Source organism: Streptomyces sp. NPDC059008, from assembly GCF_042749045.1.
In the GTDB taxonomy this organism is placed as follows: Bacteria; Actinomycetota; Actinomycetes; order Streptomycetales; family Streptomycetaceae; genus Streptomyces.
Genome location: NZ_JBHYJC010000008.1, coordinates 182,649 through 196,927 on the forward strand (window position 1 = coordinate 182,649; position 14,279 = coordinate 196,927).

Annotated in this window: 12 protein-coding genes; 8 read left to right on the plus strand and 4 right to left on the minus strand. The window is 71.3% G+C overall.

Annotated elements, in window-relative coordinates:
* Positions 1 to 40: 40 nt before the first annotated feature.
* The gene (locus tag ACFWZH_RS13525; RefSeq protein WP_384428965.1) at positions 41 to 766 is read right to left on the minus strand and encodes an exonuclease domain-containing protein; all 726 of its coding nucleotides are present in this window, start codon (positions 764 to 766) and stop codon (positions 41 to 43) included.
* Between the two features lie 211 nt (positions 767 to 977).
* On the opposite strand from ACFWZH_RS13525, the gene ACFWZH_RS13530 reads away from it, so the two are divergent.
* The 3 genes from ACFWZH_RS13530 (at position 978) to thrS (ending at position 4,819) form a co-directional block, all read left to right on the plus strand.
* Entirely contained in the window at positions 978 to 1,544 is a 567-nt protein-coding gene (locus ACFWZH_RS13530; RefSeq protein ID WP_384428968.1) for a DUF4365 domain-containing protein, read from the plus strand.
* Positions 1,544 to 2,734 (plus strand): hypothetical protein, encoded by a 1,191-nt coding sequence (locus tag ACFWZH_RS13535; protein WP_384428969.1) that lies wholly within the window; start codon positions 1,544 to 1,546, stop codon positions 2,732 to 2,734. The genes ACFWZH_RS13530 and ACFWZH_RS13535 overlap by 1 nt, the downstream gene beginning before the upstream one ends.
* A gap of 105 nt (positions 2,735 to 2,839) precedes the next feature.
* Positions 2,840 to 4,819, plus strand: coding sequence for a threonine--tRNA ligase (gene thrS / locus ACFWZH_RS13540; protein ID WP_384428972.1), 1,980 nt, complete (start codon positions 2,840 to 2,842; stop codon positions 4,817 to 4,819).
* A gap of 53 nt (positions 4,820 to 4,872) precedes the next feature.
* On the opposite strand, the gene ACFWZH_RS13545 is transcribed toward thrS, so the two are convergent.
* Entirely contained in the window at positions 4,873 to 5,514 is a 642-nt protein-coding gene (locus tag ACFWZH_RS13545) for a potassium channel family protein (protein ID WP_384428975.1), read from the minus strand.
* Positions 5,515 to 5,581: 67 nt separating this feature from the next.
* Between ACFWZH_RS13545 and ACFWZH_RS13550 the strand changes: the two genes are divergently transcribed.
* The 3 genes from ACFWZH_RS13550 (at position 5,582) to ACFWZH_RS13560 (ending at position 8,266) form a co-directional block, all read left to right on the plus strand.
* A complete protein-coding gene (locus ACFWZH_RS13550) occupies positions 5,582 to 6,139 on the plus strand; it encodes an HIT family protein (protein ID WP_384428978.1) in 558 nt (185 codons plus the stop codon).
* Between the two features lie 109 nt (positions 6,140 to 6,248).
* On the plus strand, positions 6,249 to 7,052 hold the full coding sequence (locus ACFWZH_RS13555; RefSeq protein WP_384428981.1) for a polysaccharide deacetylase family protein: 804 nt from the start codon (positions 6,249 to 6,251) through the stop codon (positions 7,050 to 7,052).
* Positions 7,052 to 8,266 (plus strand): YncE family protein, encoded by a 1,215-nt coding sequence (locus ACFWZH_RS13560; RefSeq protein ID WP_384428984.1) that lies wholly within the window; start codon positions 7,052 to 7,054, stop codon positions 8,264 to 8,266. Before ACFWZH_RS13555 ends, ACFWZH_RS13560 begins: the two co-directional genes overlap by 1 nt.
* A 62-nt stretch (positions 8,267 to 8,328) precedes the next feature.
* On the opposite strand, the gene ACFWZH_RS13565 is transcribed toward ACFWZH_RS13560, so the two are convergent.
* Both ACFWZH_RS13565 and ACFWZH_RS13570 read right to left on the minus strand, forming a co-directional pair.
* Positions 8,329 to 10,008, minus strand: a complete 1,680-nt coding sequence (locus ACFWZH_RS13565) for a hypothetical protein (protein ID WP_384428986.1) — start codon at positions 10,006 to 10,008, stop codon at positions 8,329 to 8,331.
* A 175-nt stretch (positions 10,009 to 10,183) separates the two neighbouring features.
* A complete protein-coding gene (locus ACFWZH_RS13570) occupies positions 10,184 to 12,382 on the minus strand; it encodes an elongation factor G-like protein EF-G2 (RefSeq protein WP_384428989.1) in 2,199 nt (732 codons plus the stop codon).
* 262 nt (positions 12,383 to 12,644) lie between these two features.
* On the opposite strand from ACFWZH_RS13570, the gene pgsA reads away from it, so the two are divergent.
* Positions 12,645 to 13,301 carry a phosphatidylinositol phosphate synthase gene (gene pgsA, locus ACFWZH_RS13575; RefSeq protein ID WP_384428992.1) on the plus strand — a complete coding sequence of 219 codons (657 nt, stop codon included), beginning with the start codon at positions 12,645 to 12,647 and terminating at the stop codon, positions 13,299 to 13,301.
* Positions 13,298 to 14,263: a phosphatidylinositol mannoside acyltransferase gene (locus ACFWZH_RS13580; RefSeq protein WP_384428995.1), complete on the plus strand. Its 966-nt coding sequence runs from the start codon at positions 13,298 to 13,300 to the stop codon at positions 14,261 to 14,263. The genes pgsA and ACFWZH_RS13580 overlap by 4 nt, the downstream gene beginning before the upstream one ends.
* Positions 14,264 to 14,279: the final 16 nt, after the last annotated feature.

The window sequence follows — 14,279 nt, forward strand, 5'->3', positions numbered from 1 at the left end:
TGGGCCTTTGCCGGGCGGAGCGCGGAATTCTGATGCGTAATCAGGCGGCGGCCGGGAGTTCGGGCCGCAGCGGCCAGTGCGGATCGACCGCCTCGAAGGTGCCGGTGCGGGCGAACCACGCCTGCAGCCCCCGGGCCTGGGCGGCGTGCCAGACCGCCTGGCGGGTGTGCAGCTCCGCCGGGTGCAGGCCCTCCAGCCGGTCGGCGAAGCGGTGGCCCAGGGCGCGCACGACGCGCAGTGCGGCCAGCGCGTCGGCGGCCGCCTCGTGCGCATCGGTCAGCTCGACCTCGTAGTGCGCGCACAGATCCGTCAGCGTGCGGCGCCCCTTGCGGTAGCGGTCCAGGTGTTTGTCGAGGACACGGGGGTCGAGGACGCACAGCGGATGCGCGCCCAGATAGGCGTTGAGCGAGCTGGCGCGATGCCGCTTCAACTCGCGTTCCAGAAGGGTCAGATCGAAGGGGGCGTTCATCACCACCAGCGGGCGGCCGGCCACCGACTGCGCGGCCAGGGCGCGTGCGACCTCCTCCAGCACCGGCGCCGGCCACCGGCCGTGCAGGGCGAGATGGTCGGCCGTCAGTCCGTGCACCGCCGTGGCGGCTTCCGGGATCTCCACGCCGGGGTTGATCAGCCAGCGGGTGGTGCGGGGCGTCGAGCGCGGGGTCTCCTGGACCACCAGGGCCGCGGAGACGATGCGGTCCTGCTCGACATCGATGCCCGTCGTCTCGGTGTCGAAGGCGGCGAGCGGACCGTCATACCAGCACGGCATCATCCCAACTCCTCGTGCTTGTACGGGGGATGGCATCGCGTACCACCCGAGCTGGTGATACCCGAGCCGCGCGGTGGTCGAACCGTCGTTGTTTGCGGACCACTTGACGCGGAGACAACCAAAGGGACGGGCCGCGCGATCCGCCGCCTCCCCGTCATCCCAGACGCATCGACCGCGGGGGTGTTCCCCCCAGCCCGGAAGGCCCTGAGCGATGACGCTCGCGCAGCCCGAACCGGGCGGGCTGCTGCCCCAGCGGACCACACCGCAGCGCGGCGGACTCGCCACCACTGCCTGCATGGAGACCCTCCAGGTGGGCTATTTGCACGCGGTCGCCGCCGCCTCCGGATGCTCGCTGGCGCAGCCCTTCCCGGACAACGGAATCGACTGGCACGTCAGCCATGGCGCGCCGGGCCACACCGTCGACGACGAGGTCACCATCAAGGTGCAGCTCAAATGCACCTACCAGACCGCCCCGCGCCCACCGGGGCCGACCTTCGCCTTCACGCTCGACAACGACCACCTGGCCAAGCTCGCCCGCACGCCCGTATCGGTGCACAAGATCCTCGTCGTGATGCTGGTCCCACGGACCCAGCAGGACTGGCTGCGGGCCTCCCACGACCGTCTCGAACTGCGGCACTGCTGCTACTGGACAAACCTGGCCGGTCATCCGGTGACCGGCCGGCGCAGGACCACTGTGCGGATCCCGACCACGCGGATCTTCGACGACCGAGCGCTCTGCGAGATCATGACGCGGGTCGGGGCGGGAGGGAGACCCTGATGTACCGGCCGACCGATGAACCCGACGCGCGGCTGTTGGATCCCGCGCTGCTCGACCCGGCGGTGCTCAGCGCGCTGCTGGCCCGGCACGGCTGGCGCCGCCGGGGCGCCGCCGCGGGCCACTACGCCCGGTGGACGCCGCCCGGCGGGATGGGCGGCACCAGCCTGCTGGTGCCGCACGACCGCCGTTTCCCCGACAGCGCGGAGCTGCTCGCCGAGGCGCTCGCGGCGCTGGCGCAGAGCGCCGCACCCTCCGCGCGTGAGGTGCTGGTGGGGCTGGCGGTGCCCAGCGACGAGGTGCGCTGGGAGCGCGAGGTCCCCGAGGGCGGCTCGGGCGCGGCGTACTGGGTGGCCCAGGAGCAGCTGCGCGGCGCCGCCCGCTCGATGCTGATCGCCGGGGCGCTGGGCACGTACGGCCGGGCCGGCTACTACGGCGCCCGGCACAAGCGGCAGGCCGAGGGGTTCATGGGCGAGGTGCTGGTCGGCCCGGCGGCCGGCGGGCGCCGGCTGACCGCGTTCGTCCCGGTGCGCGGCGGGCGCGGCGCGGTCACCGGGCTGCAGCGGGCCCTGCACGCGGCCCGCGACGCCACCGACTACCAGCGTGCCACCGGCGGCATGGAGGCCTTCGACGCGGCCGTCGAGCTGGGCGTCTGCCATGAGCTGGCCCAGGCGCTGATCGCGCTGGTCCGCGATGCGGAGGGGGTGCGGATCGCGGTCGAGTGGTCACCGGCCGCCGGCGCCCCGGCCGGCTGCCCGGCTCGCCCCGAACCGGTGGAGTTCTCGCCCGGCGACCTGCCCGCGCTCCAGCAGGCGGCCCAGCGCTATGTGCGCGACGAGCCGTCGCTGCCGGTACGGGTGACCGGCGCGGTCGTACGGCTGCGCAGGGAGCGGCCCGGGGGCCCCGGTACGGTGCGGCTGCGGGTGATCACCGGCGCCGACGTGGGGCAGGTGCGGGTCTCGCTGGGGGAGGAGGACTACCGGATCGCCGGGCACGCGCACCTGGTGGGACTGCCGATCAGGGTCAGCGGGCGGCTGGAGAGCCGGGGCGGCTTCCGCCGGATCACCGGCGGCCGCGACGTCACGCCCGTACAGGTCGACGAGGCGGAGCGGGACCGGTTGCTGAAGTCGCTCCAGGAGAATCTCGACTTCTTCGAGGAGGCGTGCGGCGGGCCGCTGGACGACACGCCCTGAGGAAGCCGCCCGCGGAATCCGTTTCGCGGTCGGGACCACCGGCTCGGTACGATTCGGCTGCACAGCAATCGCTGTCGCGAAAGAGACATGAGTCAGGAGAGACCGGTGTCAGACGTCCGTGTGACCGTCCAACGCGATTCCGAGCGGGAAGAACGCGTGGTGACCACGGGCACTACGGCCGCCGACCTCTTCCAGGGTGAGCGCAGTGTCGTCGCCGCGCGGGTGGCCGGGGAGCTGAAGGACCTGGCGTACGAGGTCGCCGAGGGCGACGAGGTCGAGCCCGTCGACATCACCTCCGAGGACGGCCTGAACATCCTGCGGCACTCCACCGCGCATGTGATGGCCCAGGCCGTGCAGGAGCTGTTCCCGGAGGCGAAGCTCGGCATCGGCCCGCCCATCAAGGACGGCTTCTACTACGACTTCGACGTCGAGACCCCCTTCCACCCGGACGATCTCAAGCGCATCGAGAAGAAGATGCAGGAGATCCAGAAGCGCGGGCAGAAGTTCGCGCGCCGTGCCGTCAGCGACGACGCCGCGCGCGAGGAGCTGGCGGACGAGCCGTACAAGCTCGAGCTGATCGGCCTCAAGGGTTCCGCCGCGGACGCCGCCGAGGGTGCCTCCGCCGAGGTCGGCGCCGGTGAGCTGACCATCTACGACAACCTCGACGCCAAGACCGGCGACCTGTGCTGGAAGGACCTGTGCCGCGGTCCGCACCTGCCCAGCACCCGCGCCATCCCGGCCTTCAAGCTGATGCGCTCGGCCGCCGCGTACTGGCGGGGCAGCGAGAAGAACAAGCAGCTGCAGCGGATCTACGGCACCGCCTGGCCGACCAAGGACGAGCTCAAGGCGCATCTGGACTTCCTCGCCGAGGCCGAGAAGCGCGACCACCGCAAGCTCGGTGCCGAGCTCGACCTGTTCTCCATCCCGGAGATCCTCGGCTCGGGTCTGGCCGTCTTCCACCCCAAGGGCGGCGTCATCCGCCGGGTGATGGAGGACTACGCCCGCCGGCGGCACGAGGAGGCGGGCTACGAGTTCGTCAACACCCCGCACATCTCCAAGCAGAAGCTCTTCGAGGTCTCGGGCCACCTGCCGAGCTACGCGGACGCGATGTTCCCGCCCGTGCAGTTCGAGGGCCAGGACTACCGCCTCAAGGCGATGAACTGCCCGATGCACAACCTGATCTTCCAGGCGCGCGGCCGCTCGTACCGCGAACTGCCGCTGCGGCTCTTCGAGTTCGGCACGGTCTACCGCTACGAGAAGTCCGGCGTGGTGCACGGCCTGACCCGGGCCCGCGGCTTCACCCAGGACGATTCGCACATCTACTGCACCAAGGAGCAGATGCATGACGAGCTGGACTCGCTGCTGACCTTCGTGCTGGACCTGCTGCGCGACTACGGCCTCAGCGACTTCTACCTCGAGCTGTCCACCCGCGACGACTCCGAGAAGTTCATCGGTGAGCCCGAGGAGTGGGCGGAGGCCACCGAGACGCTGCGCGAGGCCGCCGAGAAGCAGGGCCTGGAGCTGGTCATGGACCCGGGCGGCGCCGCGTACTACGGTCCCAAGATCTCCGTGCAGGCCAAGGACGCCATCGGCCGTACCTGGCAGATGTCGACCATCCAGGTCGACTTCCAGCAGCCCAAGCGCTTCGAGCTGGAGTACACCTCGGCGGACGGCTCCAAGCAGCGTCCGGTCATGATCCACCGCGCGCTGTTCGGTTCGATCGAGCGGTTCTTCGCGGTGCTGCTGGAGCACTACGCGGGGGCGTTCCCGGCGTGGCTGGCCCCGGTGCAGGCGACCTGCATCCCGATCGGCGACGCGCACGTTCCGTACCTGGAGGAGTTCGCCGCGCAGGCGAAGGCCAAGGGGCTGCGGATCGAGGTCGACTCCTCGTCGGACCGGATGCAGAAGAAGATCAGGAACGCGCAGAAGAGCAAGGTGCCGTTCATGGTCATCGCCGGTGACGAGGACATGGCGGCCGGGGCGGTGTCCTTCCGCTACCGCGACGGGTCGCAGAAGAACGGGATCCCGCGCGACGAGGCGATCGCCGAGATCCTCGACGTGGTGGAGCGCCGCCTGCAGGTGTGACGCCGTCTTGTGTGACATGGGCCCCGGGGAGCGATCGGCTCCCCGGGGCCCCGTCATGTCTCGCCCTCCACCCGGAAGCGCCGCACCAGCCACGACGAGAACGAGCCCACCACCGCCCCGACCAGGGCGACGCCGACGAACATCAGCGCCACTCCGGCCAGCCGGCCGCGCGGGGTGACGGGCGTGGCGTCGCCGTACCCGGTGGTCGTCAGGGTCGAGCAGGCCCACCACACCGAGTCGCCGAAGGTCGTGATGGTCGAGTGCGGGGCCAGGCGCTCGTCGTGGTAGACGGCCAGGCTCGCGGCGAAGCCCAGCAGCAGCGAGGTCAGCCCGGCGTAGGTCATCACGCGGGCTTCGAGGGCGAGCCGTGGGTGGTCCCTGCGGCGCTGCATCCGGTCGTGCGTCTCGATGAGCCGCAGCGGCCGCAGCAGCGGCAGTACGGTCACGATCAGGTCCAGCCACCGGGTGCGGACGAAGCGCCGGCGGTGCTCGCTGAGCAGCAGCCGGGCCAGATATTCCACGACGAAGGCGGCCCAGGTCACGAGGGTGACCAGGCCCCAGAAGGCCTGCCAGCCGGGGGCGAGGTCCGGGATCAGGACCCGGACCGCGTAGGAGACGAGGAAGAGCAGCGAGGCGACCAGGAGGTAGGGCTCGGCCCGCTCCTCCCACTCCCGCAACCGTGCTTCCCTGTCCATCGCCACAGCATCGCGGAGTGGCCGGCGCTGAGCGCCCCAACGACACGCTGCCAATGGACGAAGCCATATGCTGGCCCGTATGACAAGCGAGCCGGAGCAGCAGATCGGAGTCGGGACGCAGGACGCCTTCCAGCGCCTGTGGACGCCCCACCGGATGGCCTACATCCAGGGCGAGAACAAACCGAGCGGCCCGGGGGCCGACGACGGCTGCCCGTTCTGCACCATCCCCGCGAAGTCGGACGAGGACGGCCTCGTGATCGCGCGCGGTGAGCATGTCTACGCGGTGCTGAACCTCTACCCGTACAACGGCGGCCACCTCATGGTCGTCCCGTTCCGGCACGTCGCCGACTACACCGAGCTGGACGGTCCGGAGACCGCCGAGCTGGCCGAGTTCACCAAGCGGGCGATGACCGCGCTGCGCACCGCGTCCGGGGCGCACGGCTTCAACATCGGGATGAACCAGGGCACGGTCGCCGGCGCCGGGATCGCGGCCCATCTCCACCAGCACGTCGTCCCGCGCTGGGGCGGGGACACCAACTTCATGCCGGTGGTCGGCCACACCAAGGTGCTGCCCCAACTCCTCGCCGACACCCGGGCGATGCTCGCCGCGGCCTGGCCCGCGTAGGCGCCGCGGGCGTCGTCCGGGGCGGTGTCCCGGACGACGCCCGATACGACACGTACGCGGGTGAATCGGGCATATCGCCCTAATTCTGATTAGTTGCCTCTCTAATGGGATGGTGACTTCACTGGATCGTCGCTCCGTGCTGCGCGCGGCCGCCTCGGCCGCGGGAGCCGGTGCGCTGGCGGCGGGCTGTACCCCGGACCGGGCCGAGGACCCCGGCGCCGCAGGGGCCGCCGGCGGGCCGAACCCCTCCGGGGCCGGCCGGCGCCCGCCCGTCCCCGCCCCCGCCGCCCGGCGGCCCACCCGGGTACCCGGCCTGGACGCGCAGATCGAACACGGGCCGCGCGACGGGCGGGCCGTCGCGCTGACCTTCCACGGCGCGGGCGATCCCCAGCTGGCCACCGCCCTGCTCGGCGAGGCCGAGCGGGGCGGCGCCAAGGTCACCGTGCTCGCCGTCGGCGACTGGCTCGACGAGCAGCCCGCGATGGCCCGCCGCATCCTCGACGGCGGCCATGAGCTGGGCAACCACACCATGCACCACCGCGCGATCTGCGCCCTGCCGGCCGTCGAGGCGTACGCCGAGATCGTCCGCTGCGCCGACCGGCTGCGCACCCTCACCGGCACCATCGGCAGCTGGTTCCGCCCCTCGCAGACCCGGCGGGCCACCGCGCTGGTGACCTCGCTGGCCCGCAAGGCCGGCTATCCGCATGTCCTGTCCTACGACGTGGACTCCCTCGACGCGAACGACCCCGGTGCCCCGGCCGTCCGGCGCACGGTCCTGGACTCGGTCGGGCCGGGCTCGGTCGTGAGCCTCCACCTGGGGCACGCCGGCACGGTGGCCGCGCTGCCCTCCATCCTCGACGGCCTCCGCCGGCGCGGTCTGCGCGCGGTGACGACAACGGAGCTAGTGACCTGATGGCTGACCGGAACCGTACCGACTCCCCGACCCGCTCCCTGAGCCGGGGCCTTCGCCACCGGGCGGCCGCGCTGCTCGCCGCGGCCTGTGCGCTGGTGGCGGCGGGCTGCAGCGACGGCGGGACCAAGCCCGCCGCGCAGAGTCCCCCGCCGGTCGAACGCGCACCGGTCAAGGCCGCCAAACCGGGCCTGCCCGGGATGCCGCCGCTGCTCGACGCGCACGACCTGTACGCCGCGGACCGCCCGGGCAAGCTGGCGCCGCAGGTCAAGGGCTACCCGTCGCGGATCTACGTGCCCAACACCGGGTCCGACACCGTCAGCGTCATCGACCCGAAGACGTACAAGGTCATGGAGACCATCCCGGTCGGCGTCCAGCCGCAGCACGTCGTGCCGTCCTGGGACATGAAGACGCTCTGGGTCAACAACAACCGGGGGCACGACCTCACCCCGATCGACCCCGCCACCGGCAAGGCCGGCAAGCGCGTCAAGGTCCACGATCCGTACAACCTGTACTTCACGCCCAACGGGAAGTACGCCGTGGTGATGGCCTCCATGGACCGGCAGCTGGTCTTCCGCGACCCGCACAGCATGGAGATCCGCAAGACCGTCCCGGTCAGCTGCGCCGGCGTCAACCACGCCGACTTCTCGCCGGACGGCAGGTACTTCATCGTCTCCTGCGAGTTCTCCGGTGAGCTGCTGAAGGTCGACACGGAGAAGATGAAGGTCGTCGGCCAGGAGAAGCTGCCGTTCGAGGGCGCCATGCCGCAGGACGTGAAGATCTCCCCGGACGGCCGGACCTGGTACGTCGCCGACATGATGGCCGACGGCATCTGGGTGCTCGACGGCGACGCCTTCGACCGGCCCAGGCTGATGCCGACCGGCAAGGGCGCCCACGGCCTCTACGTCAGCCGCGACTCGAAGACCATGTACATCTCCAACCGCGGCGAGGGCTCGATCTCCCTGCTCGACTTCAAAACCGGTGAACTCGCCGACAAGTGGCACATCCGTGGCGGCGGCAGCCCCGACATGGGCGGGCTGTCCACCGACGGCAAGGTCCTGTGGCTCTCCGGCCGCTACCACTCCGAGGTCTACGCACTGGACACCCGCACCGGCAGGACCCTGGCCAAGATCCCGGTCGGCCAGGGCCCGCACGGCCTCGCGGTCTATCCGCAGCCCGGGCGCTACTCCCTGGGGCACACCGGGATCTTCCGCTAGGGCGGACACACCGGGGCCCGCCCGGCGGACAGCGCCGGACGGGCCCCAGGAGCCGAGGACCGCTATGCGTGGTACTCGTCGGCCTTGTGCGGTTCCACGCCCTGGATCATGCCGCTGAGCACCAGGGAGCGGTTGGTGAAGCGCTCGGTGTCCACGCCGTTGTCCTTCAGGACGTTCACCGCGGCGGCGTGGACCGTGCGCAGGACCGGCGTCGCGGCGCGCAGCGCGTCATCGGCCATGAAGCGGTGCCGCCAGGGCTTGTCGGCCCAGACGTGCCGCAGACCGAACGGCTCGGGGAGCGTCAGCTTGCCGCCGAGGAAGTCCAGGATCGGCGGGAACCAGGTCAGCGGGGCCCGGGCGGCGAGCCGGACCACTTCCTGCGGCTCGATCAGCGGCAGCGTCTGGGTCTTGGTCTCCCAGAACCTGACGACCTTGGCGACGTCCTTGGTCTTGGGCTCCGGCTTGGTCGTGAACAGGCCGTTGACCGGGCCGAGGGCGTGGCCGGTCACCTCGATGCGCAGCGTCTCGTGCAGCACCGTGACGGTGATCATCAGGGTGATCACCAACTGGCCGTCCCACAGGACGAACTGGACGCCGAGGTAGTGGCGGTTGCCGCTGCCGAACTGCTGGTCGTTGCAGATCCGCTCTATTTCGTGGCCGCGGATCTGGTACGCCTCGACATGCGTGCCCTCCGGGCGGCTGACGGCGGCGGCCTTCTCGCCGACCGGCGAGACGATCCAGTGGCGGACGGAGGGAGTCGGGAAGCCGCCGGTGTGCAGCGGGCTGCGCTCCAGCAGCCGCAGTTTGTCGTGGATCGCACGGATCACGTCCCAGCTGCGGAACGGGTTGATCTCCGTGCCCTCCTGCGCCGGCTTGAGCTCCTCGGCCAGCTGCCAGCTGCCCCAGCGGGTGCCCATGCCGAGTATGCCCTTGGGGCCGGCGTAGAAGACGACATTGCTGTTCTGCTCGGCGGTGACCTTGGCCAGATTCTGCCGAAGGGTCTCGGCGGCGGTCTCGTTCGGGTCCTGCGGCACCGCCTCGGGGATCTTGGCGGCCACCCCGCCGCCCTCCAGCAGCCCCTTCCACGCCTCCCGCATCGCCACCGCGGTCTTCTCGCAGATCTGCTTGGCCAGCCACCAGCCGACCACCGGGGCGACGACCATGGCCCGCGCGTACATCGGCCAGAAGCCGTTCATCGGCAGCTTGACCATGAACACCAGGCCGACGCCGGCGAGCACCGTCAGCAGCACCGCGCCGAGCAGCGAGACGCCCTTGCCCTCGCCGTCCTTGGAGAGCATCTTGCGCAGCTGGAAGACGCCCAGCCACAGCAGCACACCGGGCAGGAACAGCAGCCCGAACAGCACCATCAGCAGCGTCAGTTTGCTGTCCCGCTGCTTGCGGACGCGGGTGGCCGACAGACAGTGCTCGACGATGGTCTGCGGCTCGACCCCGAACGACTGGATGAGCGCCTTGCGGCCGCCGCCGAGCATCCGCACCTGCACGGCGCGCGAGTACGCCTCGCCGAGATTGGGCGCGAACAGCGACAGCTTCGGCTTCTTGATCTCGGACTTGCCCGAGTCGGAGTCCGCCTTGGAGATGTCGGCCAGCGGGCTGTCCCGATAGGCGGCCGAGGCCAGCGCCTGGGTCGCCGCCGTCTGCCCGGCGCTGCCCGAGAGCGGTACCTGCGCCCCTGGGCTGAAGTCGAACCCGTCTGCCACTACCGCCCCCCACACCGCTCGCATCCGATGATGCGGCTCTTCCCGGCTTCCGCCGACGGCACACCTGTCAGGAGCCGGTGGCCGACGCGCCCCGCCGTCGCGCGCACGGCCCGACGACAAGGTTCTCAGCGTACAGCCGCCGTCCAGCCCAGGGGGGTTGAGCCGGACAGCGGCCGATCTACGGCTGACCCGGCGTCAACTACCCGCCGTTCTCCGCCTCTTCCTGCACCTTGGCGGCCAGCTGCGGCGGCATCGGCTCATGCCGTACGTAAACGCGGGAGAACCGCCCGCTGCCGTGCGAGAGCGAACGCAGATCGATCGCGTACCGGCCGATCTCGATCTCCGGCACCTCCGCACGCACGACGGTGCGGCCCGCACCGGACTGCTCGGTGCCCACCACCCGGCCGCGCCGGCCCGACAGATCGCTCATCACGGGGCCGACGAATTCGTCCGGAACCATCACACTGACCTCGCAGACCGGTTCGAGCAGATCGATCCGGACGTCGGCGGCCGCCTCGCGCAGCGCCAGCGCGCCCGCCGTCTGGAACGCGGCGTCCGAGGAGTCGACCGAGTGCGCCTTGCCGTCGAGCAGCGTGACGCGGATGTCGACCAGCGGATGCCCGGCGGCCACCCCGCGCGCGGCCTGGGCGCGCACGCCCTTCTCCACGGACGGGATGAACTGCCGGGGCACCGCGCCGCCCACGACCTTGTCCACGAACTCGATGCCGGAGCCGCCCGGCAGCGGCTCCACCTCGATCTCGCAGATCGCGAACTGCCCGTGCCCACCGGACTGCTTCACATGGCGCCCGCGGCCGGCCGAGGCCTCACCGAAGGTCTCCCGCAGCGGCACCTTGTGCGCGACCGTGTCCACCTGGACGCCGTAGCGGGTGCGCAGCCGCTCCAGCGCCACATCGACATGCGCCTCGCCCAGACACCACAACACCACCTGATGGGTGTCCTGATGGTGTTCCAGACGCATCGTCGGGTCCTCGGCCACCAGACGGGCCAGCCCCTGCGAGAGCTTGTCCTCGTCGGCCTTGCTGTGCGCCCGGATGGCGACCGGCAGCAGCGGGTCGGGCATCGTCCAGGGCTCCATCAGCAGCGGACTGTCCTTGTCGGAGAGGGTGTCGCCGGTCTCGGCGCGCGACAGCTTCGCCACACACGCCAAATCGCCGGCGATCGCCTGCGGCAGCGGACGCTGCTGCTTGCCGAACGGTGCGGACAGCGCCCCGACCCGCTCGTCGACGTCATGGTCCTCATGGCCCCGGTCCTGCAGGCCATGGCCCGAGACATGCACCGTCTCGTCCGGGCGCAGGGTGCCGGAGAAGACCCGGACCAGCGAGATCCGGCCGACGTACGGGTCGGAGGAGGTCTTGACCACCTCGGCCGCCAGCGGACCGTCGGGATCGCAGCTCAGCGCCGGGCGCGGGGCGCCCTCCGGCGTGGTCACCTCGGGCGCCTCGCGCTCCGCGGGCGTCGGGAAGCCGCCGGTGATCAGCTCCAGCAGCTCCACGGTGCCCAGCCCCTGCTTGGCGCCCTCGGGGGCCGGGGCGGCGGCCAGCACGGGGTGGAAGGTGCCGCGGGCGACCGCCGTCTCCAGGTCCCCGACGAGGGTCTTGACGTCGATGTCCTCGCCGCCGAGGTAGCGGTCCATCAGGGACTCGTCCTCGCTCTCGGCGATGATCCCCTCGATGAGGCGGTTGCGGGCCTCCTCGATCAGCGGCAGCTCCTCCGCCGTCGGCTCGCGCTCGGCCCGCTCGCCGGACGCGTAGTCGAAGACCCGCCGGGAGAGCAGGCCGATCAGGCCGTGTACGGGGGAGTGGCCGTCGGCGCCCGGTGTTCCGTACAGCGGCAGGTACAGCGGCAGCACCGCGTCGGGGTCCTCGCCGCCGAACGCGGTCCGGCACAGCTCGGTCATCTCGTGGAAGTCGGCGCGGGACGCCTCCAGATGCGTGATGACCAGGGCCCGCGGCATCCCGACGGCCGCGCACTCGTCCCAGACCATGCGGGTCGCGCCGGCCACGCCGTCGGCCGCCGAGACAACGAAAAGGGCCGCGTCCGCGGCGCGCAGACCGGCCCTGAGTTCCCCGACGAAATCGGCGTATCCGGGGGTGTCCAAGATATTGATCTTGATCCCGCCCCAGTCCACCGGGACCAGGGAGAGCTGTACGGAGCGTTGCTGACGGTGCTCGATCTCGTCGTAGTCCGACAGACAGCCGCCGTCCTCGACCCGGCCCGCCCGATTGACCGCGCCGGATGCCAGCGCGAGGGCCTCGACCAGCGTGGTCTTTCCCGATCCGCTGTGGCCGACCAGCACCACATTCCGCAGGGCCGTGGGCTGGCCGGCCGCTGATGCCCTTCCGGCGGCTCCCGGGTGTGTACTCGACTTCTCGCTCATGTGTCTCGCCTCCAGGTCGACACTTTGCGGTGATTCGAGCTTTCCACCGAGGTCACCATGCGTCCATACATGGCGCAAGAGCCCGGTCCTCCCAAGGGCTCCGGGGGCCTTTCCGTACGCCGGGAGGCGCGCAACCGCAGCCCCGAGCCGTCGCATGCACCCTGCGCCGCGATGCCTTCGCGGCGGCCCGGGGCCGCGTGGCTACGATGGGCCAGCCGGTGGCCCCTTGACCGCGCGGCCCGTATCGACCTCCGGGAAGGCCATGCTGAACAAGTACGCGCGTGCTTTCTTCACGCGTGTTCTCACGCCGTTCGCCGCCCTGCTCATCCGTATCGGCGTCAGCCCGGACGCGGTCACCCTCGTCGGAACCGGAGGCGTGGTGGCCGGCGCCCTGGTCTTCTACCCGCGGGGCGAGTTCTTCTGGGGCACGGTCGTCATCACCCTCTTCGTCTTCTCCGACCTGGTCGACGGCAACATGGCGCGGCAACTCGGCCGCTCCAGCCGCTGGGGGGCCTTCCTCGACTCCACCCTCGACCGGGTCGCCGACTCCGCGATCTTCGGCGGGCTCGCCCTCTGGTACGCGGGGCGTGGCGAGAGCCTGATCCTCTGCGCCATGGCGATCTTCTGCCTGGCCAGCGGGCAGGTCGTGTCGTACACCAAGGCGCGGGGCGAGGCCATCGGGCTGCCGGTCGACGTCAACGGCCTGGTCGAGCGCGCCGAGCGGCTGGTCATCACGCTGGTGGCCTGCGGGCTGTCGGGTCTGCACGCGTTCGGGGTGCCCGGCGTCGAGGTCCTGCTGCCGATCGCACTGTGGATCGTCGGCATCGGCAGCGCCGTCACCCTCGGCCAGCGCGTGGTGACGGTACGCCGGGAGTCGGCCGAGGCCGACGCCATCGCACAAGGGGGGAACAGCGCATGAGCGCACGCAGGACCGGCCTGCCGGGGATCGACACCGGCAAACTCACCGACGCGCTCTACGGCCTGGGCTGGAGCACCGTCAAGAAGCTGCCCGAAGGGGTCGCCGTACGCCTCGGCCGGCGGATCGCCGACACGGCCTGGAAGCGCCGCGGCAAGGGCGTCCGCCGCCTGGAGGCCAACCTCGCCCGGGTGGTCCCGGACGCCTCCGCCGAGCGCCTGGCCGAACTCTCCCGGGCCGGGATGCGCTCGTACATGCGCTACTGGATGGAGTCCTTCCGCCTGCCGGCCTGGAGCAAGGACCGGATAAGGACGGGCTTCGTGCCCGAGGACGTGCACCACCTGGAGGAGGGGCTCAGGAGCGACCGCGGCGTCATCCTCGCCCTGCCCCACATGGGCAACTACGACCTCGCGGGCGTCTGGGTCACCACCAAGCTCAACACCCCCTTCACCACCGTCGCCGAGCGCCTCAAGCCCGAGTCCCTCTACGACCGGTTCGTCGCCTACCGCGAGGGCCTGGGCATGGAGGTGCTGCCGCACACCGGCGGCGCCGCCTTCGGCACGCTCGCCCGGCGGCTGCGCGCCGGCGGCCTGGTCTGCCTGGTCGCCGACCGCGACCTGTCCAGCTCCGGCATCCCGGTCAAGTTCTTCGGCGAGGAGACGAAGATGCCGGCCGGCCCCGCGATGCTCGCCGTACAGACCGGCGCGATGCTGCTGCCCGTCACCCTCTGGTACGACCACACCCCCGTCATGCGCGGCCGGGTCCACCCCGAGATCGAGGTCCCCGAGACCGGCACCCGCACCGAGAAGGCCGCCCTGATGACCCAGGCGCTCGCCGACACCTTCGCCTCCGGCATCGCCGACCACCCCGAGGACTGGCACATGCTCCAGCGGCTGTGGCTGGCCGACCTGGAGCCGCGCGAGCCGCGCGAGCCGCGCGGAGAAGCGAACGAAGGAACACCGTGAGCGTCGCACCCGCGGC

Bases quoted from the DNA above. Each gene is read 5' to 3' on its own strand.
- ACFWZH_RS13525 (WP_384428965.1), bottom strand. From the start codon at position 766: ATGCCGTGCTGGTATGACGGTCCGCTCGCCGCCTTCGACACCGAGACG.
- ACFWZH_RS13530 (WP_384428968.1), top strand. From the start codon at position 978: ATGACGCTCGCGCAGCCCGAACCGGGCGGGCTGCTGCCCCAGCGGACC.
- ACFWZH_RS13535 (WP_384428969.1), top strand. From the start codon at position 1,544: ATGTACCGGCCGACCGATGAACCCGACGCGCGGCTGTTGGATCCCGCG.
- ACFWZH_RS13545 (WP_384428975.1), bottom strand. From the start codon at position 5,514: ATGGACAGGGAAGCACGGTTGCGGGAGTGGGAGGAGCGGGCCGAGCCC.
- ACFWZH_RS13550 (WP_384428978.1), top strand. From the start codon at position 5,582: ATGCTGGCCCGTATGACAAGCGAGCCGGAGCAGCAGATCGGAGTCGGG.
- ACFWZH_RS13555 (WP_384428981.1), top strand. From the start codon at position 6,249: ATGGTGACTTCACTGGATCGTCGCTCCGTGCTGCGCGCGGCCGCCTCG.
- ACFWZH_RS13560 (WP_384428984.1), top strand. From the start codon at position 7,052: ATGGCTGACCGGAACCGTACCGACTCCCCGACCCGCTCCCTGAGCCGG.
- ACFWZH_RS13565 (WP_384428986.1), bottom strand. From the start codon at position 10,008: ATGCGAGCGGTGTGGGGGGCGGTAGTGGCAGACGGGTTCGACTTCAGC.
- ACFWZH_RS13570 (WP_384428989.1), bottom strand. From the start codon at position 12,382: ATGAGCGAGAAGTCGAGTACACACCCGGGAGCCGCCGGAAGGGCATCA.
- pgsA (WP_384428992.1), top strand. From the start codon at position 12,645: ATGCTGAACAAGTACGCGCGTGCTTTCTTCACGCGTGTTCTCACGCCG.
- ACFWZH_RS13580 (WP_384428995.1), top strand. From the start codon at position 13,298: ATGAGCGCACGCAGGACCGGCCTGCCGGGGATCGACACCGGCAAACTC.